Source organism: Belnapia rosea, assembly GCF_900101615.1.
Taxonomy (GTDB): domain Bacteria; phylum Pseudomonadota; class Alphaproteobacteria; order Acetobacterales; family Acetobacteraceae; genus Belnapia; species Belnapia rosea.
Genome location: NZ_FMZX01000003.1, coordinates 68451 through 86629, shown reverse-complemented (window position 1 = coordinate 86629; position 18179 = coordinate 68451). Strand labels below are relative to the sequence as shown.

General features: G+C 70.9%; 16 protein-coding genes. 9 read left to right on the top strand and 7 right to left on the bottom strand.

The window, feature by feature from the left end:
- Window positions 1-4 precede the first annotated feature (4 nt).
- Together BLR02_RS09265 and BLR02_RS09260 are read left to right on the top strand one after the other, a co-directional pair.
- Window positions 5-685 carry a glutathione S-transferase family protein gene (locus tag BLR02_RS09265; RefSeq protein ID WP_090564400.1) on the top strand — a complete coding sequence of 227 codons (681 nt, stop codon included), beginning with the start codon at window positions 5-7 and terminating at the stop codon, window positions 683-685.
- A gap of 478 nt (window positions 686-1163) precedes the next feature.
- On the top strand, window positions 1164-2471 hold the full coding sequence (locus BLR02_RS09260; RefSeq protein WP_090662573.1) for a PQQ-dependent sugar dehydrogenase: 1308 nt from the start codon (window positions 1164-1166) through the stop codon (window positions 2469-2471).
- Between the two features lie 22 nt (window positions 2472-2493).
- Here BLR02_RS09260 and BLR02_RS09255 read toward each other — a convergent pair whose 3' ends face one another.
- Entirely contained in the window at window positions 2494-4254 is a 1761-nt protein-coding gene (locus tag BLR02_RS09255) for a sensor histidine kinase (RefSeq protein WP_176849462.1), read from the bottom strand.
- Between BLR02_RS09255 and BLR02_RS09250 the strand changes: the two genes are divergently transcribed.
- Together BLR02_RS09250 and BLR02_RS29390 are read left to right on the top strand one after the other, a co-directional pair.
- Window positions 4253-4957 carry a DUF2459 domain-containing protein gene (locus tag BLR02_RS09250; protein WP_176849461.1) on the top strand — a complete coding sequence of 235 codons (705 nt, stop codon included), beginning with the start codon at window positions 4253-4255 and terminating at the stop codon, window positions 4955-4957. The two genes, BLR02_RS09255 and BLR02_RS09250, sit on opposite strands and share 2 nt — an antisense overlap.
- 220 nt (window positions 4958-5177) lie before the next feature.
- On the top strand, window positions 5178-5354 hold the full coding sequence (locus BLR02_RS29390) for a hypothetical protein (protein WP_176849460.1): 177 nt from the start codon (window positions 5178-5180) through the stop codon (window positions 5352-5354).
- A 3-nt stretch (window positions 5355-5357) separates the two neighbouring features.
- Here BLR02_RS29390 and BLR02_RS09245 read toward each other — a convergent pair whose 3' ends face one another.
- Genes BLR02_RS09245 through BLR02_RS29385 form a run of 3 tightly spaced genes read right to left on the bottom strand, consistent with a single transcriptional unit; the run spans window position 5358 to window position 8756 of the window.
- Window positions 5358-6320 (bottom strand): tripartite tricarboxylate transporter substrate binding protein, encoded by a 963-nt coding sequence (locus BLR02_RS09245; RefSeq protein WP_090662569.1) that lies wholly within the window; start codon window positions 6318-6320, stop codon window positions 5358-5360.
- Window positions 6317-7075 carry an SDR family NAD(P)-dependent oxidoreductase gene (locus tag BLR02_RS09240; protein WP_090564409.1) on the bottom strand — a complete coding sequence of 253 codons (759 nt, stop codon included), beginning with the start codon at window positions 7073-7075 and terminating at the stop codon, window positions 6317-6319. Before BLR02_RS09240 ends, BLR02_RS09245 begins: the two co-directional genes overlap by 4 nt.
- Window positions 7076-7100: 25 nt before the next feature.
- Window positions 7101-8756 (bottom strand): DUF6311 domain-containing protein, encoded by a 1656-nt coding sequence (locus BLR02_RS29385; protein ID WP_176849459.1) that lies wholly within the window; start codon window positions 8754-8756, stop codon window positions 7101-7103.
- 147 nt (window positions 8757-8903) lie between these two features.
- On the opposite strand from BLR02_RS29385, the gene BLR02_RS29380 reads away from it, so the two are divergent.
- From BLR02_RS29380 to coaBC, 4 genes are all read left to right on the top strand, one after another.
- Window positions 8904-9263, top strand: a complete 360-nt coding sequence (locus BLR02_RS29380) for a response regulator (RefSeq protein WP_176849458.1) — start codon at window positions 8904-8906, stop codon at window positions 9261-9263.
- A gap of 56 nt (window positions 9264-9319) precedes the next feature.
- Window positions 9320-9862, top strand: coding sequence for a TauD/TfdA dioxygenase family protein (locus BLR02_RS09230; protein ID WP_090662567.1), 543 nt, complete (start codon window positions 9320-9322; stop codon window positions 9860-9862).
- 101 nt (window positions 9863-9963) lie between these two features.
- Window positions 9964-10842, top strand: coding sequence for a TauD/TfdA dioxygenase family protein (locus BLR02_RS09225; RefSeq protein ID WP_090564417.1), 879 nt, complete (start codon window positions 9964-9966; stop codon window positions 10840-10842).
- 2 nt (window positions 10843-10844) lie between these two features.
- Window positions 10845-12035 carry a bifunctional phosphopantothenoylcysteine decarboxylase/phosphopantothenate--cysteine ligase CoaBC gene (gene coaBC, locus BLR02_RS09220; protein ID WP_090662564.1) on the top strand — a complete coding sequence of 397 codons (1191 nt, stop codon included), beginning with the start codon at window positions 10845-10847 and terminating at the stop codon, window positions 12033-12035.
- 252 nt (window positions 12036-12287) lie between these two features.
- Here coaBC and BLR02_RS09215 read toward each other — a convergent pair whose 3' ends face one another.
- The 3 genes from BLR02_RS09215 to BLR02_RS09205 are packed head-to-tail and all read right to left on the bottom strand — an operon-like array spanning window position 12288 to window position 15357.
- Entirely contained in the window at window positions 12288-12581 is a 294-nt protein-coding gene (locus tag BLR02_RS09215; RefSeq protein ID WP_090662561.1) for a hypothetical protein, read from the bottom strand.
- A 17-nt stretch (window positions 12582-12598) separates the two neighbouring features.
- The gene (locus BLR02_RS09210; RefSeq protein WP_090564424.1) at window positions 12599-13039 is read right to left on the bottom strand and encodes a DUF488 domain-containing protein; all 441 of its coding nucleotides are present in this window, start codon (window positions 13037-13039) and stop codon (window positions 12599-12601) included.
- Window positions 13036-15357, bottom strand: coding sequence for an NADP-dependent malic enzyme (locus tag BLR02_RS09205; RefSeq protein WP_176849457.1), 2322 nt, complete (start codon window positions 15355-15357; stop codon window positions 13036-13038). Before BLR02_RS09205 ends, BLR02_RS09210 begins: the two co-directional genes overlap by 4 nt.
- A 140-nt stretch (window positions 15358-15497) precedes the next feature.
- Between BLR02_RS09205 and mutS the strand changes: the two genes are divergently transcribed.
- Window positions 15498-18161, top strand: coding sequence for a DNA mismatch repair protein MutS (mutS, locus tag BLR02_RS09200; RefSeq protein ID WP_090662559.1), 2664 nt, complete (start codon window positions 15498-15500; stop codon window positions 18159-18161).
- The last annotated feature ends 18 nt before the right edge of the window (window positions 18162-18179 follow it).

Here is an 18179-nt window from a genome sequence, read left to right as displayed (position 1 = left end):
AGCCATGCTCCGCTTCTACTACAATCTCGCCCCGAACCCGACCAAGGTCGCCCTTTGCCTTGAGGAGCTGGGCCTGCCCTACGAGGCAGTGCCGGTCGATACAAGGAAGGGCGAGCAGCACGCGCCGGAATTTCTCCGGATCAACCCGAATGCCAAGGTTCCGGCCATCGTCGATGGCGACCAGGTGGTGTTCGACAGCAATGCCATCCTGCTGTACCTCGCCGAGAAAACCGGGCAATTCCTGCCACCGGCCAACGCACGCGGCCAGATGCTCTCCTGGCTGATGTTCGTTGCCAGCGGCATCGGCCCCTATTCCGGCCAGGCGGTGCACTTTACCCGCGTCGCGCCGGAGCCGAAGGAGTATGCGGTCAACCGCTATGTCTTCGAGGCGCGGCGCCATTGGGGCATCCTCGATGCGCGGCTCGCCACGCGGCGCTTCATGCTGGGCGAGGATTACACTCTGGTCGACATGGCGGTCTGGGGCTGGTCGCGCCTCGTGCCCTTCGTGCTGGGCGATAACGCCCTCAACGGCCTGCCGCATGTGAAGCGCCATCTCGACGAGATCAACGCCCGCCCCGCTGCCGCCCGTGCCCTGGCCCTGAAGGACCGGCATGCCTTCAAGGCCGAGATGGACGAGGCGGCGAAGCTCGCGATGTTCCCGCATCTGGCGCAGAAAACAGCCTGAGCCGGCAGCACGTCGGCTGCGGCGAGGCTGGCCGTGACGATGCCGAGGCCGCCCGGCTCGTCATTCCTCGCCGCCTGCAACTCGCCAAAGCCGGCGAGCCGCAGCAGGGAGCGAGTTGGAACAGATCGGCGCCGGCGGCGCCGAGCAGCCAATTGCCCCCTGCATTGCCGAGATTGATGTCGTTCCACACGCCCTGGGCCAAAGGCATCATGATCTCGGCATGCACCGGCATCATCGCGCCGCCGGCAGCACATCCACACCGGTATTGGCGGGGAGGCAATCGGCGCGCGTCGAGTGCTGGGCCAGCGACGGGAACCCGCATGAAGCCGGGCACGTCCCGCGCATGGGTCGGACCGGGCAGCACGACGAAATAAGCCACGGCCACCATCCAAGGGGATTCCACACGCGGTGGCACGCGGGCCGTATCGCCTTCGCATGGTCACGGGAACCGGTGCGCTCAGGGCCACGTTTCGATCCCATGCGCGCACCCCTTCTCGCCCTGCTGCTGCTCTCCCTTGTTGGCTGCAAGGAGGAGGCGAGCCTGCCGGTCGGCGCCGGCACCGGCCCCAACCCGCAACTGCCGGCGCCGCGTTCGAGCTGGATCCCGACGGTCAACATCGCCCCGGCCCGCGGCTGGCCGGAGGGCGCTGCCCCCAGTCCGGCCGAGGGCCTCCGCGTCCAGGCCTTCGCCGCTGGCCTCGACCATCCGCGTTGGCTCCATGTGCTGCCCAATGGCGACGTGCTGGTCGCCGAGACCAATGCGCCGCCCAAGCCCGAGGATGGCAAGGGCATCCGTGGCTGGGTCATGGGCCTCGTCATGAAACGCGCCGGTGCCGGGGTGCCGAGCGCCAACCGCATCACCCTGCTGCGCGATGCCGATGGCGACGGCGTCGCCGAGACCCGTTCGGTCTTTCTGGAGGGGCTGAACTCGCCCTTCGGCATGGCACTGGTCGGGGAGAGCCTCTTCGTCGCCAATGCCGATGCCGTGGTGCGCTTCCCCTACCGCAGCGGCGAGACGCGTATCACCACGCCGGGCGAGACCCTGGCGCCGCTGCCTGGCGGTCCGATCAACCATCACTGGACCAAGAACATCGTCGCCAGTGCCGATGGCACGAAGCTCTATGCCAGCATCGGCTCGAACAGCAATGTCGCCGAGAACGGCATCGAGGCGGAGACGGACCGTGCCGCCATCCTCGAAATCGATGCCAGCACCGGCCAGCGCCGCGTCTTCGCCTCCGGCCTGCGCAACCCGGTCGGCATGGCCTGGGAGCCACGCACCGGCCTGCTCTGGGCGGCGGTGAACGAACGGGACGAGATCGGCAGCGACCTGGTGCCGGACTACATGACCTCGGTGAAGGACGGCGCCTTCTACGGCTGGCCCTACAGCTATTACGGCCAGCATGTGGATGAGCGGGTGCAGCCGCAGCGGCCGGACCTCGTCGCCCGCGCCATCGCGCCGGACTACGCGCTCGGTCCGCACACCGCCTCGCTCGGCCTCACCTTCGACCAGGGCAGCCGGCTGCCGGCCCCCTTCCAGGGCGGTGCCTTCATCGGCCAGCACGGATCCTGGAACCGCAGGCCGCCAAGCGGCTACAAGGTGATCTTCGTCCCCTTCGCCGATGGCAAGCCGAACGGCGCGCCGGTGGATGTCCTGACCGGCTTCCTCGATGGGGATGGCCATGCGCTGGGCCGCCCGGTCGGCGTCGCCTTCGACCATGCGGGCGCGCTGCTGGTGGCCGATGACGTGGGCAACCGCATCTGGCGGGTGAGCGGCGCCAACCGCTAGAGCAAACTCCGATCAGATGGAGTCATCTGATCGGAGGTATTTGCTCGCTGAAACAACAAGCCAGAGCGGGGTCCGTGAGCCAGTGTGAACGGAAGCCGCTCTGGAGGCTCAGCCGCCGAGCCCTTCGAGGGATAACTCCGGCGGCTCCTCGATCGGTCCCGTCAGCGCCACCACACGGCCGAGTGGCAGCCGGATGGCACAGACGAGGCCACCCGCCTGCCAGTCGAAGCGCACCATGCCGCCCGAGTTGCGCGCCGAGCGTTGCCTCGATCACCCGAGTGCCGAAGCCGCGGCGCTGCGGCGCTGCCATCACTGGCGGCCCGCCCTCCTCGGTCCAGTCGAGCACCAGGCTATCCGCCTCCTCGCGCCAGCGCACGACGACGCGGCCCGTATCGGTCGAGAGCGCGCCGTATTTCATGGCATTCGTCGCCAACTCATGGACCGCCATGGCGATCGGCTGCGCCGCCACCGCAGCCAGGCGGATGGGCGGGCCGTCCAGCACCATCTGGGCCGGTGCGCCGAGGAAGGGCTCCACCTCACCTTGCAGCAGGGTGCGGAGGCCGGCGCCGCTCCAGCCGCCCTTTGCCAGAAGGGTATGCGCCCGTGTCAGGGCGGCGACGCGGCCCTGCACGGCGCGGGCGAAGGCAGCCGGGTCCTCACGTGGAGTCAGGCGCAACGCGGCCTGCACCACGGCCAGCGCGTTCTTCGCCCGATGATCGAGTTCGCGGGTCAGCAGGAGTTGCCGCTCCTCCGCCCGCACCCGGTCGGTGATGTCGAGATTGACGCCGATCACCCGGATCGGCCGCCCCGTTGCATTGTGGAAGACCCGCCCCAGGGCGAGGATGGTGCGGATCCCCCCATCCCCGACATGGCGGATGCGGAACTGGCGGCGGAAGCTGCCATCCTCCTGATAAGCCGCGCGCTCGGCGGCCGGCGCCTCCCTCGATGGCGCTTCAGGCAGGATACAGGCCTGCAACGCCTCCCGGCTTGGCGGACCGGAGGCCGGGTCGAAGCCGGTGAGCCGGTACTGCTCCGCCGACCAGACAGCCGCCCCGGTGCGGAGGTCCCGTTCCCAGACGCCGAGGCCGGCCGCCTCCTGCGCCAGGCGCAGCCGCTCCTCGCTGGCACGGCGCGCGGCCTCGGCCTGCTTCATGTCGGTGACATCGACATGCGCCCCGACCATGCGGAGGGCGCGGCCGGTCGTGTCACGCTCGATCTCGGCCCGGGCAGAGATCCAGCGCACGTCGCCACTCGGCGCGATGATGCGGTATTCCTGCGCGTAATCGGTGATGCCGGAGCCATCGGCCACGGCTTCGAGGAAATACCGCTCGGCGCGCTCGCGGTCCTCCGGGTGCAGCCGGCGGACCCAGTCGGCATGCTGCTCGATGCGCGCTTCGCCCGGCAGGCCCTGCACCGACATGTACGCGCCGGAGCGATGGTTCTCCCCCGACCGGAAATCGATCTCGAAGCCGCCCACCCGGCCGATGCGCTGGGCCCGCTGCAACTGCGCCTTGCTGATGGCCAGCGCGGCGGAGCTGGCGGCGATCTGCTCGCCAAGCCTGGTCATGCGCCGGGCCAGCATGATGGCGATGCCGACCAGCCCAAGGCTTGCCAGCATCAGGACCGCACAGTACCACGCGGTACCGTAAACTATGCCATCCGCCGACCACAGCGGCAGGACCGCCACGGTGAAGAGGGCGATGGCGAGCAGCAGCGGCAGGCACCAGGCAGGGTCGGGCAGCCAGGCCAGCTTGGCTCTTGGCCGGCCAGCGTCAGGGGCCATGGACCGGCGAACCTTGCTGCTGGCTCTTGGCCTCGGTGCCTGCGCGGTGCCACTGGCCCCGGCCCCGGCAACGGACCCCATCGTCACGGAGATCGCCGTGATCGATCGCGGCTGGCATACGGATATCGCGCTGCCGGTGGATGGCCCGCCGCTGCATCCGCTGCTTGCCGGGCTGGCAGCGGGATACCCGGGCGTCCGCGTTCTGCTCTTCGGCTTCGGCGACCGGGCCTGGTTGCTGGGCGCCGACAATTCGCCAATCGGGATGCTGGCGGCGCTGCTGCCCGCGCCGGGGGCGATCCTGATGACCGCCCTTGCCGTCTCGCCCGAGGCGGCTTTCGGCGCGGAGCAGTCGGTGCCGCTCGGCCTGTCCCTGGCGGAGTTCTGCCGGCTGCAGCACTTCCTGGCGGACAGCCTGGACCGCAGCCGGCTGCTGCCCGATGGCCGCCTCGGCCCATTGGCCGAAGGTCCTTATCCCGGCAGCGTCTTCCATGCCTCCCCTATCCACTACTCAGCCACCCGCACCTGCAACACCTGGACCGCGGAGGCTCTGGCAGCAGCCGGCCTGCCCATCACGGCAGGCGGGGTGCTTTTCGCCCATCAGGTGATGGCACGGGCTCGCCGGGCCGCCGCGTTGCGCGCCGGGCTCAGCGGGCCGGCACGATCACGGCATTCGGCGGCGGCGGGTTCGGGTTGCTGCTGCTGAAGCTGACGCAACCGGCAAGGCCCAGGGTGACGAGAATCAGCAGGGCGGCGTGACGCATCGGGTATCCTCCTGTGGCAAGTGGCGCCATTACGCTGCGTCGTGGAACTAGTTCCGCAAGCCGTGCAATCCACGGAGGAAATTGGCCGGTGGCGCGAATCGGGGAGGACAGGCATGGGCTGGTATGTCAGGCTCAGTCCATTGCCCAGATAGGGATGCTGCGATGCGATATCGTGTTCTGGCCCTGCTGATCGCCGCTGCCCTGCCAGGCTGTGCCGCCAACAGTTTCGGCACGCCCCAGTGGCACGACAATGCCGAGGCACCGGCCTGGCGCCGGCAGGGGTCGGAAATGCCGCTGTTGCAGCACCTCCCGGCCCCGGCCTACAGCGCCAGGGCCTGAAAACTACCGCCCTGCTCCGACCGCCAGCGCCCGCTGCACCAGCGGGGCCAGGGCAGCCTCCTGCGCAGCCCAGTAATCGCGGAATTCCGCCGGGCCCATGAAGCGGATGGGCAGGCCGAGTTCCTGCATCCTCTGGCGATGCTCCGGGCTGGTGATGGCGCGTTCCAGCGCGCCGGCCAGCACCGCCTCCACCTCCGACGGCAGCCCGGCCGGGGCGACGAAGCCGCGGGCCGAGCCGGTGACGACCGGCGTCCCGAGCGAGGCCGCGGTCGGCACGCCAGGCAGGAAGGGACTTTCAGCGGTATCGAACAGGGCCAGGGTGCGGGCCGCCCCGGCACGGGTCTGCGCCATCGCCGTGCCGCCGGCCACCAGCGCCACCTCGATCTCGCCCGAGAGCAGCGCCACCAGCGCGGGTGCCGAACCCTGGTAGTGGATCTGGTTCACGCTGATCCCATGCTGCTGCTGCAGGGCGATGGAAGCCAGGTGCTCCCAGCTCAGGATCCCGGGGTCTGACACCCGGAGCGCCCCCGGCCGCGCCCGCGCCGCGGCGATGAGGTCGGCGAGCGAGCGCAGCGGGCTGTCGGCACGGACGATGATACTGCCTGGGTCGATCACATGCATCGCCAGCGGGGCGAAGCTCTCCCGCGTGAAGCCGGCATTGCGGGAGACGTCCAGGTAGAGGGTGATGGTCGAGGGCCAGAGCCCATAGGCCAGGGTATAGCCATCCGGCCGCGACCGCGCCGTCTGCGCCATGCCGATCTGCGAATTGGCACCGGGCCGGTTCACGATCACCACCGTGGTGCCGAGCTCCCGCTCCAGCACCGGCGCCAGGGCGCGGGCGGAGATGTCGCTGCCGCCGCCTGGCGGATAGGGCAGGATGACCTGCACCGGCCGCCCCGGCTCGGGGAAGCCAGCCCAGGCGGGGGCCAGGGCCAGCAGCAGCAGGCCCAGCGCCAGGCGGATCACGAGGGGGTCAGCCGCAGCGCGCCATCGAGGCGAATCGTCTCGCCATTCAGCAGCGGGTTGGCGGCAATGGCCAGCACCAGCGCCGCCACCTCCGCCGGCTGGCCGAGCCGGTTGGGAAAGAGCGGCAGCCGGCCCAGTGCCTCCCTTGCCTCCGGGGCGAGGCCGGCCAGCATCGGTGTCTCGATCAGGCCGGGGGCGATGGTCATCACCCGGATGCCGAAGCGCGCCAGCTCCCGTGCCGCCGGCAGGGTGAGGCCCACTACGCCGGCCTTGCTGGCGGCATAGGCGCATTGCCCGATCTGCCCCTCATAGGCGGCGATCGAGGCGGTGTTGACGATGAGGCCCCGCTCCCCGCCCGGCATCGGCTCCAGCGCCGCCATGCGCGCCGAGGCCAGGCGCAGCAGGTTGAAGGTGCCGGTCAGGTTCACCCGCACCACCTGCTCGAACAGGCCAAGTGGGTGTGGCCCCTGCCGTCCGGCGACGCGGGCGGCGGGGGCGATGCCGGCGCAACTGACCGCGAGGCGCAGGGGGCCGAGCGCCGCGGCGGCATCGAGCGCGGCCTCCACCGCTGCCTCATCCGCCACGTCGCCGGCGGCTGCCACGCCGCCGATGCGGGCGGCGACGGCTTCCGCCGCCTCGCGCTTCAGATCCATCACCGCCACCCGCGCCCCGGCAGCGGCCAGCGCCTCGGCCGTCGCCGCACCGAGGCCGGATCCGCCCCCGGTGACAAGCGCCGCAATCCCCTTGACGTCCATGCCATCCCTCCTGCGGATGGCCGGTTCAGCGCTGCGCGAGCGGCCTCGCCTGCCAGCCGGGTGCCAGCACCCGGTAGCCATCCGCCTCGAGGATCGCATCCCGCGCCGGATCGTGCGAGGCCCGGGCCAGCGCCAGGCTCTCCGCATCGCGCAGGATGTAGAGCGTGCCCGGCTCATAGGCGCCCGAGCGCAGCACCTCCGCCATCTTGGCCCGTAGCGCCGCGGCCCGCCCCTCATCGACCCGCGCCATGTAGACGGAATCCGTCGGCATCCCCGCCTGGGCGGCAAAGCGGGCGATGGATTCCCAGCCCTCGCCCATATTGGCCGCCGGCACGGCGCGGACCTGCGCATAGACCCGCGCCGCTTCGGGCCAGAACGGGTCGAAGAGGCGTTGCGGCACCCCGGCGGGTGCCCCGGCGACGAAGGAGTGCCGCCGCTCGATCCCCGGCTGCAGGTCGATCCATTGCAGCGCCAGCAGGCCGAGCAACAGCCAGCCGGTGCGGCGCCCGCCCCAGGCCCGGGCGGCCAGGGCGATGGCGCCGAGCATCAGCGCATAGGCCAGCGGCCAGACCATGCGCTCGGCATTGCGCAGCATTCCCGCCACCGCCAGGACGCGATCGGGCAGGGTGAACAACTCCCCGCCCCGCCCGCCGACCGTCACATGCGGGGTGATGGCGAAGGCGAGCAGCGCCAGCAGCGCCCCGGCCAGCGGCCAGAGCCGCCGCGGCAAGGGCCGCGGGCGGCGCCACAGGGCCACCAGGCCCGCCGCCAACAGCAGCAGCCCGCCGAGGCCGAGATAGCTGCTGCCCGCCTCCCAATGGCCGGGATCGGGCAGGTCCGGCAGCAGGCCGGACCAGAGGCCGCCATCGAAGAAGGCGAGAAGGTCGAAATTCCAGGTCCCGTAGCGGCCGGCATCATGCCCAGGCCCGGCATCGTAGCCGCCGCGCAGCAGGAAGAAGCCGCCGGTCCAGAGCGCCGCCACCACCGCCAGCGGCACGCCGAAGGCCTCGGCCAGCAGGATGCGGCGCCGCTCCAGCCAGGCACGACGCAGCCAATCCGCCGCCCAGAGCGCCATGGCCATGGCGATCAGGTAGGAATGGATCAGTGCGGTCACTGCCAGCAGCAGGGCCCAGCGCAGCGCCTGCCCGGCCCCATGGCCCCGGCCGAGCGCCAGCAGCAGCGCCGCCAGCAAGGTCCATTGCCCGGCGAGCGGCGTATGCCCGGCCATCCGGTTGATCAGCATGGGCTGCAGGGCGAGCAGCCCGGCGCCGCAGATCCGCGCCAGCGGGTTGCGCGTGGCAAGCCCTGCCAACCGCCAGCCCAGGAAGCCCTGCAGCAGCCCGCAAGCCAGCAGCCAAGGCCCGACATATTGCGGCACCTCCACCAGGCCGCGCAGCGCCTTGAACACCAGGGCGAGCAGGGGGATCGCATCGGCAAAATAAATCGCGGTGCCAAGCTCCATCCCGTAATCCGGGTTGGCACCCGGCGGCAGCAGCCAGGGGTTATGGCGGAAATAACTCCAACCCAGCCAGAGCTGCACGGGGTCCGGCCCCAGCGGCCCGGCCAGCAGCCAGCCCTGGTTCTGCGGGTTGAGCGGGCCAAGGCCGAAAACCGCCAGCACCACCGCCGCCCCAGCCAGCGCAGCGAGGGGCGCCCCAAGCCAAGCCTTATGCGCTATCATACACCCCCTCCTCGGCACCGGCCGCAACGCCGCACCCGCAGCACGGATGCGTCAATGGGCCGCCACGGACCGCCTTGTTATGGTCCGCCCCTGCCTAAGCCATGTTCAGCCGTTGAGAGGATGCCAGCCAGTGACAGGACGGAGGCCATGCGGGTTCTACTGATCGAGGATGACGCGCTGCTGCGCATGGTGCTGTCGGACCGGCTGGCTGAGGAAGGCATCGACGTCCAGGGGCTCGCCAATGCCGAGGATGCGCTGATCCTGCTCGGCGCCGGCCAGGTACCGGATGTGCTGGTGACGGATATCAAGCTGGGAGGTGGGCTGAGCGGCTTCGACTTGGCCGAGGTCGCCCGCGCCCGGCATCCAGAGGTGGGTGTCATCCTGATCAGCGGTGCGAGCATGAGCGAGGTTCAGCACACGCTGCGGCGGCGCGAGCACTTCCTGCAGAAGCCCTTCGAGCCGGAGGCCCTGGCGGCGGCAATTCGCGCCGCGGCGGCGCGGGAATAGGCAAGCAGCAAATCGTCTGCCCTTGATCTAGACCGGACTTGGGTGGACCACCTGGAATGGTGGCAACCGTCACCTCCACCTTCCCCTCCGGCATCTCGGGCAGCGGCAGCGCGGATACGGCCGCCGTCTCCTCCATCCTGCCGCCGGAGATGCGGCGGCGCGGCTACGACATCGACTACTCGGTCGCCGTGGTCGCGGTCGCCGGCGCGCTTGGGCCGATCATCCCGCCCTCCATCATCATGGTCGTGCCGGCCATGGTCTGCGACCTCTCGGTCGGCGCCATGTTCCTCGGCGGCGAACAGTGCCAGGCGGAGGCTGCCCGCTTCCCCGGCGTGATCCACCCGCTTGTCCGCACCCATCCGGAATCCGGCCGGCGCGGCCTCTATATGGGCGGCGAATGGGGCAGCGAGATCATCGGCCTGCCGGAAGCGGAAGGCGCCGCCCTCTTCGCCGAGTTGCTCGCCCACATGACCCGGCCATGTTTCGCCCATGAGCACCACTGGCAGCCGGGCGACGTGCTGATGAGCGACAACCGCTGCAGCCTGCACCGCGCCACGAGTGGGACGAAGGCAAGTACAGCCGCCGGCTGCACCGGCTGATCCTGCCGGAGGACCGACGGCCGGAATAGACGCCGGGGCTTGGCGCCCGTGGTCGGCCGGAGCTAGCCTGCCCGGTCACACGGCCCGCCAAGGAAGCAACAATGTCCCTGAACGCCCTGGACGGTCCCCGCATCAAGCAGCTCAGCAATGCGGGCGCGCCTTACGAGACCATCCGCCTCGACAAGCTGACCCCCGTGATCGGCGCCGAGATCAGCGGCGTCGATCTCGGCCGCCCCATCGCCAGGCCGCAGATGGAGGAGATCCACCGGGCACTGGCCGAGAACCTCGTCATCTTCTTCCGCGACCAGCAGATGACGCAGGAGCAGCATCTCGATTTCGGCCGGCACTTCGGCCCGCTCCACCTCCATCCCGCAGCCCCGCACGAGCCGGGCCATCCGGAGCTGATGATCATCAAGGCCGATGCCAATTCCGTCCGCGCCAATGGCGAGGGCTGGCATTCCGACGTCTCCTGCGACGAGGAGCCGCCGATGGGCTCCATCCTCTACATCAAGGAATGCCCGCCGAACGGTGGCGACACGCTCTTCGCCAGCATGTACGCCGCCTACGAGGCGTTGTCGGACCGGATGAAGGCCTATCTCGAGGGCCTCACCGCCCTGCATGACGGGGAGCCGGTCTATCGCGGCATGTTCGCCAAGGACGGCGTGGCCGACAAGGCGAACTACCCGCGGGCGGAGCACCCGGTCATCCGCACCCATCCGGTGACGGGCCGGAAGGCGCTCTACGTGAATCGCGGCTTCACCGCCCGCATCCTCGGCATCCCGCGCGACGAGAGCGAGGGCATCCTGCGCTATCTCTACGAGCACATGGAGAACCCGCTCTTCCAGTGCCGCTTCCGCTGGCAGCCCAACTCCGTCGCCTTCTGGGACAACCGCTGCGCCCAGCACCGGGCGATGTGGGACTACTGGCCGCACCGGCGCTACGGCAACCGCGTCACCGTCCGGGGCGAGCGGCCGGTTTAGCCGTGACGCTCGCTGACCGCCGCATCCTGCTGATCGTCTCGGGCAGCATCAGCGCCTACAAGGTGCTGGAGCTGACGCGCCTGCTCCGCAGATCCGGCGCCGCCGTCACCGGCGTGCTGACCGCGGGCGGCGCCCGTTTCGTGACGCGGGAGGCGCTGGCCGGCATCAGCGGGCAGCGCGTGCATGACGATCTCTGGGCGGCGGAGGCGGAGATCGGCCATATCCGCCTTGCCCGCCTGCCCGACCTCGTCGTGGTCGCGCCCGCCTCGGCCAATATGCTGGCGAAGATGGCGAATGGGCTGGCGGATGACCTGGCGAGCACCATCCTGCTGGCGACCCGTGCCCCGGTGCTGGTCGCGCCCGCGATGAACACGGCGATGTGGGGCCATCCGGCGACCCGCGCCAACATCGCCGCCCTCACCGCTCGCGGCGTCCGCGTCGTGGGTCCCGGCATCGGCGCCATGGCGGAGCCCGAGAGCGGCCCCGGCCGCCTCGCCGAGCCGGCCGAGATCCATGCCGCCATCGAGGTGCTGCTGGCCCCGGCGGCCGGGCTGCTGGCGGGCCGCCACGCCCTCGTCACCTCCGGCCCGACGCATGAGCCCATCGACCCGGTGCGCTACATCGCCAACCGCAGCAGCGGCAAGCAGGGCCATGCCATCGCCGCGGCGCTTGCCACGCTCGGCGCCCGCGTCACCCTCGTCGCCGGGCCGGTGACGGTGCCGGACCCGCCCGGCGTCACCGCCATCCATGTCGAGACGGCGCGGGAGATGCTGGCAGCCTGCGAGGCCGCGCTGCCCGCCGACATTGCCGTCATGGCCGCCGCCGTCGCCGACTGGCGGGTGGCGCGGGAAGCGACGCAGAAGCTGAAGAAGGAGCCGGGGGCGGATGCCCCGACCCTCTCCATGGCGCTGAACCCCGATATCCTGGCGACCCTCTCCCGCCATGAAAGGCGCCCCGGCCTCGTCATCGGCTTCGCCGCCGAGACCGAGAAGGTGGTCGAGCACGCCATAGCCAAGCGGGCGCGGAAGGGCTGCGACTGGATCCTGGCCAATGACGTCTCGGGCGATGTCATGGGCGGGGATGCCAACCGCGTCCACCTCATCACCGCCGGTGGGGTGGAGGACTGGCCGCAGATGGCGAAGGAGGAGGTCGCCCGGCGGCTCGCAACCCGGATAGCCGACGCGCTTGGGTGATTCTGTTCAGGATCGTCTCAAAAGGTCACGGCGGCTTCCCAGGAAAGGAACCCGCAACACAATATAGTGATACTGTCTTCAGCGACGAACCCGTTCCGTTACGATCGGTTTCCCCATCGCCCCTCGCTGAACGCCATCCCGCTGGATTACCGGCCCATGCTCCAGTTGTTTCTGTCCCGCCTGCGTCATTGGCTCACCTACCGGCCGGAGCGGCGGTACATGCGAGGGCGGGCCTGAGGCACGGCGCCGCCGCTACTCCTCCAGCATTTCCCGCAGCCAGGCCTCGCCCTCGGCTGAAATGTTGTGCCACGCCGTATCGGGTGGGACTCGGGTGATGGTCAGCACCACATCCGGCGCATCCTCCTTCTTCAGCGCCCGCAGCAGGTGGTCGCGAAGATAGGCGGGCGAGACGCCGGTCGCGACCAGCACCGCGCGTGGCGTGATCGGCCAATGCTCCGGTGCAATCTCGTAGATCGCTTCAAAGAAGACCTTCTCGGCCGAGGCGGGCGCCCCACCGAGGTCATGCAGGACGAGGCAAAGCGACATTCGGGCGGGGTCCTTCCTCAGGCCGGATGGAGATGCGTGACCTTGGCCCCGACTGTGGCGGCGATCGCCTCCGCAACCAAGGTCCGGTGGCATTGTGCCGGATCGGCTTCCAAGCATAGCAGGCAGATTGTTTCGCGTGCCACGCGGTTGGCCAGCCCGGCCAGCGCCGCCTGCGCCTCCAGCCCCGCCAGATGCGCCCCGAAAATGCGCCGCATCTCCGCCGGCCGCCCGGCCCGCACCGCCGCCCTGCCCTCGGCCGGCGTGCCGAGTGCCTTCACATGCTCGTAGCCGATGCCGGCCTCCGCCAGGGCCGCCGAGAGCGCCGTCTTGGCGAAGCCCGGCTTCCGGCTATTGGCCAAGGCCCGCACATCGACGAGCGTCGAGACGCCGGCGCCATGCAGCGTCTCGATCAGCCGCCCCGGCACCGTCTCCTCATAGCCTATGGTGAAGAGCGTCACCGGCCGATCGCGGCATGGGCCGCGAGGCAGGCCATGTCGAGCAGCTGGGTCACGCTCGCATCCATCGGCACGATCTGCACCGGGCGGGACATGCCCATCAGCAGCGGCCCGATCGCCGTGCCGCTGGTCAGGCGCGGCACCGCCTTGGTCAGGATGTGCGCGGCATGGAGCCCCGGCATCACCAGCACATTGGCCGGGCCGGTCAGGCGGCAGAAGGGGTAGAGATGCGCCCTGAGCGCCGGGTCCAGCGCCACATCGGCCGCCATCTCGCCGTCATACTCGAAATCCACCTTGCGCTCGTCGAGCAGCTTCACCGCCTCGCGCAGGCTGCCAGGGATATGGCCTTTGGGGTCGCCGAAGGTGGAGAAGGAGAGGAAGGCGACGCGCGGCTCATGCCCGAGGCGCCGCGCGGCCGCGGCCGACTGCACCGCGATCTCGGCCAGGGTCGCGGCATCCGGCCGTTCATGGATGGCGGTGTCGGCGACGAAGACAGTGCCGGAGACGCGGGCCAGCAGCAGCGTCAGGCCGAACAGCACCTCGCCCGGCGCCGGGTCGATAGCCGAGGCGATGCCCTCCAGCGCCACCGCATAGCTCCGCGTCACGCCAGTGACGACGGCATCCGCATCGCCGAGCGCCAGCATGCAGCCGGCGAAGACGTTGCGGTCCTGGTTCACCAGCCGCTGGCAGTCGCGGAACAGGAAGCCCTCGCGCTGCCGGCGGGCATAGAGGTAGTCGGCATAGCGCCGGTTGCTGTCGGAATTGCGGGCATTGCGGATGGTGATGCCGGAAGGCTGCTCCACGCCGAGGGTGCGGAACACCCCCTGGATGCGGTCCTCACGCCCGACCAGCACCGGGTTGCCATAGCCCGAGGCATGGAAGGCGATGGCGGCGCGGACCACCTTCTCCTCCTCGCCCTCGGCGAAGACCACGGTACGCGGGTTGGCGCGCACCCGCTCGGTGATGAGCTCCATCGCATTGGCCGTGGCGTCCAGCCGGCCGGCCAGGGTGCGGGCATAGCGCACCAGGTCGGGGATCGGCTTCCGCGCCACGCCGCTCTCCATCGCCGCATGGGCGACGGCGACCGGCACGCGGGAGATCAGCCGCGGGTCGAAGGCATTGGGGATGATGTATTCGGGCCCGAAGCGCAGCGCGGTGCCGGGCCCGGCACCGGCGGTATTCACCTCCTCCGGCACGTCCTCCCGCGCCAGCATGGCCAGCGACCGCGCGGCGGCCACCTTCATCGCGTCGTTGATGGTGCTGGCCCGCACGTCGAGCGCGCCGCGGAAGATGAAGGGAAAGCCGAGGACGTTGTTGACCTGGTTCGGGTAGTCGCTGCGGCCGGTGGCGATGATGCAGTCCGGCCGCACCGCCTTCGCCTCCTCCGGCGTGATCTCGGGGTCCGGGTTCGCCATGGCGAAGACGATCGGCTTGTCGGCCATGCTGCGCAGCATCTCGGGCGTCACGGCGCCTTTGACCGAGAGGCCGAAGAAGCAGTCCGCCCCCTCCATCGCCTGGGCCAGCGTCCGCGCCTGGGTCTCGACCGCATGGGCCGATTTCCACTGGTTCATGCCCTCGGTGCGGCCGCGATAGACCACACCCTTGGTGTCGCAGAGGATGACGTTGCGCGGCGTGACGCCCATCGCCTTCATCAGCTCGGCGCAGGCGATGGCCGCGGCGCCGGCGCCGTTGATGACGATGGTGATGTCGCGCAGCTCCCGCCCCGTCAGGTGGACGGCGTTCAGCAGGCCGGCCGCGGCGACGATGGCGGTGCCGTGCTGGTCGTCATGGAAGACGGGGATGTCCATCAGCTCGCGCAGCCGCTGCTCGATGACGAAGCATTCCGGCGCCTTGATGTCCTCGAGGTTGATCCCGCCGAAGGACGGGCCGAGATGACGGACGGCGTTGACGAACTCGTCCACATCCTCGGTGCCGACGCAGAGGTCGATGCCATCCACATCGGCGAAGCGCTTGAAGAGGGCGACCTTGCCCTCCATCACCGGCTTCGAGGCCAGCGCGCCAAGGTTGCCGAGGCCCAGCACAGCGGTGCCGTTGGAGACGACGGCGACGAAATTGCCTTTCGAGGTATAGTCGTAGGCGAGCGCGGCATCGCGCGCGATGTGCAGGCAGGGCTCCGCCACGCCCGGGCTGTAGGCGAGGCTGAGGTCCCGCGCGGTGATCAGCGGCTTGGTCAGGCGGATCTCCAGCTTGCCGGGCCGCCCCTCCGCATGCAGCGCCAGCGCCTCCTCCGGCGTCACCCGCGCGGTGCGCACATCCGCCAGCGAAATGGGGGGCAGGGTGCCCTTGTGCGCGTCGTCCATGGCCGTTCTCTTCCCCGAGCCGTTGCGGCGGCGCATCGCCCCGCCGCGCATGAGCAGGCAGTGTCGCAGCCAGGGCGCGCTTCGTGAAGGCCGCGGGTTTGCGGCTGCGAAGATGCCGGGGCCGGTCTAGAGAGAGGGGAATGGACAGCCTGCCGGACCCCAACCCCCGCCCGCTCACCGCCGAGGGCGCCTCGCCCGCAATAGCGCAATGGTTCGCCGCCAAGGCGGGCCACCCCGATGCGCTGCTCTTCTTCCGCATGGGCGATTTCTTCGAGCTCTTCTTCGCGGATGCCGAGGCCGCCGCCGAGGCGCTCGACATCGCGCTGACCTATCGGGGCGAGCATCAGGGCCAGAAGATTCCGATGTGCGGCGTCCCGGCCCATAGCCATGAGAGCTATCTGGCCCGGCTCATCCGCCGTGGCTTCCGTGTCGCCATCTGCGAACAGATGGAGACGCCGGAGGAGGCGAAGCGCCGCAAGGCCCCGGCCGTCCGACGGGAGGTGGTGCGGCTCGTCACCCCTGGCACGGTCACCGAGGAGACGCTGCTGGAGGCGGCCCGGCCGGCCTGGCTGCTCGCCCTCGCACCCGTGGAGGAGGAGCTGGGCGCCGCCTGGCTCGATCTCTCGACCGGCGCCTTCGAGACCGAGGCGCTGGCCCGGGCCGACCTCCACGCCCTGCTCGCCCGGCTGGAGCCCTCGGAGGTGCTGGCCCCGGCGGCGCTCGGCCTCGCCGGGGCGGTGGAAACGGCGGTGCCGCGGGATGCTACCCGCCGCGTTGCCGAGGCCTATGGCGTCTCGACGCTGGAGGGGTTCGGCGAATACCACCCGGCCGAGATCGCGGCTGCCGCCATGGCGCTCGACTACCTGAAGACGACGCAGAAGGGCGCGCAGTCCGGCGCGCTGGCGCATCTCTCCCGCCCGGTGCCGCGCGGCAGCCAGGGCGTGCTGCAGATGGATGCGGCGACGCGGCGCAGCCTCGAGATCCTCCGTGCCGAACGGGGCGGGTCGCGGGATTGCCTGCTGGGGGCCGTCGATCGCTGCGTGACGGCCGCCGGCAGCCGGCTGCTCGCCGCCCGCCTCGCCTGCCCGCTGGCCGATGGTGACCCGATCCGGGCCCGGCACGATGCGGTCGCGGCGCTGCTCGCGGCGCCGGCGCTGCGGGGCGCCATCCGCGCGGTGCTGAAGGGGACGCCGGACATGGCCCGCGCCCTGGCGCGCCTCTCGCTCGACCGCTTCGCCCCGCGCGACCTGGCCGCGATCCGCGACGGCCTGACGCGCGCCACCACCATCGCCGAGGCGCTCGGGCATCCTGTGGGGCTGGCCGCCATCCCGCCCCTGCTGGCCCGCTCCGCCGCCGCGCTGCGGCCGGAGCCCGACCCGGCGCCGGAACTCGCCCGCGCGCTGGCCGAGAGCCTGCCGGCCCGGCTGGACGATGCCGGCATCGTCGCCCCCGGCTATGACGGCCAGCTCGATGCGCTCCGCCGGCTGCGGGACGATGCGCGCGGCGCCATCGCCGCGTTGCAGCTCGACCTGTGCCAGGCCTGGGGCGTCGCCGCGCTGAAGATCCGCCACCACCAGCAATTCGGCTACCTCGCCGAGTTGCCCGCCGCCGCCGGCGAGAAGCTGCTGCGGGATGCGCCACCCAAGGCCACCGGCGATTTCGCGCCGATCCATCGCCAGACCATGGCGAATGGCGTGCGCTTCACCTGCGCGGCGCTGGCCGGGCTCGACCGGCGCCTTTCCGAGGCGGCGGATGAGGCATCGCGGCGGGAGCGGCTCATCACCCGTCATCTCCGCACCCTCTGCCTCGCCGCCGCCGCCGGGATCGCCGGCGCAGCCGAGGCGCTGGCCGAGATCGACATCCAGGCCGCCAGTGCCGAGCTCGCCGCCGATGGCGGCTGGTGCCGGCCGGAGATGACCGAGCGGCCGGACTTCGCCATCACGGGCGGGCGGCACCCCGTCGTCGTCGCGGCGCTGGCCCGCAGCCGGGCGGGCGCCTTCGTCCCCAATGACTGCGACCTCTCGGCCGGCCAGCGCATCTGCCTGCTGACCGGGCCGAACATGGCGGGCAAATCGACCTTCCTGCGGCAGAATGCGCTCTTCGTCGTGCTCGCCCAGGCCGGGCTCTTCGTCCCGGCGGAGCGGGCACGGATCGGCCTTACCGACAGGCTGTTCTCGCGCGTCGGGGCCTCGGACGACCTCGCCGGCGGGCGATCCACCTTCATGGTGGAGATGGCGGAGACGGCGGCCATCCTGAACCTCGCCGGGCCGCGCAGCCTGGTCGTGCTCGATGAGGTCGGGCGCGGCACCGCGACCTGGGACGGGCTCGCCATCGCCTGGGCGGTGCTGGAGGCGCTGCATGACCGCACGCGCTGCCGCACCATCTTCGCCACGCATTTCCATGAGCTGACGGCGCTCGCCGGCAAGCTGCCGGAACTCTCGCTCGCCACCATGCGGGTGCGGGAGTGGAGGGGCGAGGTGGTCTTCCTCCACAGCGTCGCCCCCGGCACGGCGGAGCGGAGCTGGGGCCTGCATGTGGCGAAGCTCGCCGGCGTGCCGCGCGCCGTGCTCGCCCGCGCCGGGCAGGTGCTGGCCTCGCTCGAGGAGCGCGCGCGGGGGCTCGACCCGCTCTCGGATGAGCTGCCGCTCTTCGCCCGCCCCAGCGCCGCGCCGGCCCCGAGCCCGGAGCACCCTGCCCTGGCGGCGCTGGCGGCGCTCGACCCGGACAGGCTTTCGCCGCGGGAGGCGCAGGAGATGATCTATCATCTCCGCACCCTCATGGATGGCGCTGTCAACCGCGCCTGAGTGGCGTTAGGCTTACGG

Coding starts and splice junctions, on each gene's coding strand:
- BLR02_RS09225 (WP_090564417.1), top strand. CDS start 9,964: ATGTCCCTGAACGCCCTGGACGGTCCCCGCATCAAGCAGCTCAGCAAT.
- BLR02_RS09250 (WP_176849461.1), top strand. CDS start 4,253: ATGGACCGGCGAACCTTGCTGCTGGCTCTTGGCCTCGGTGCCTGCGCG.
- BLR02_RS09260 (WP_090662573.1), top strand. CDS start 1,164: ATGCGCGCACCCCTTCTCGCCCTGCTGCTGCTCTCCCTTGTTGGCTGC.
- BLR02_RS29385 (WP_176849459.1), bottom strand. CDS start 8,756: ATGATAGCGCATAAGGCTTGGCTTGGGGCGCCCCTCGCTGCGCTGGCT.
- BLR02_RS09230 (WP_090662567.1), top strand. CDS start 9,320: ATGGTGGCAACCGTCACCTCCACCTTCCCCTCCGGCATCTCGGGCAGC.
- BLR02_RS09215 (WP_090662561.1), bottom strand. CDS start 12,581: ATGTCGCTTTGCCTCGTCCTGCATGACCTCGGTGGGGCGCCCGCCTCG.
- mutS (WP_090662559.1), top strand. CDS start 15,498: ATGGACAGCCTGCCGGACCCCAACCCCCGCCCGCTCACCGCCGAGGGC.
- BLR02_RS09265 (WP_090564400.1), top strand. CDS start 5: ATGCTCCGCTTCTACTACAATCTCGCCCCGAACCCGACCAAGGTCGCC.
- BLR02_RS09205 (WP_176849457.1), bottom strand. CDS start 15,357: ATGGACGACGCGCACAAGGGCACCCTGCCCCCCATTTCGCTGGCGGAT.
- BLR02_RS09255 (WP_176849462.1), bottom strand. CDS start 4,254: ATGGCCCCTGACGCTGGCCGGCCAAGAGCCAAGCTGGCCTGGCTGCCC.
- BLR02_RS09240 (WP_090564409.1), bottom strand. CDS start 7,075: ATGGACGTCAAGGGGATTGCGGCGCTTGTCACCGGGGGCGGATCCGGC.
- BLR02_RS29390 (WP_176849460.1), top strand. CDS start 5,178: ATGCGATATCGTGTTCTGGCCCTGCTGATCGCCGCTGCCCTGCCAGGC.
- BLR02_RS29380 (WP_176849458.1), top strand. CDS start 8,904: ATGCGGGTTCTACTGATCGAGGATGACGCGCTGCTGCGCATGGTGCTG.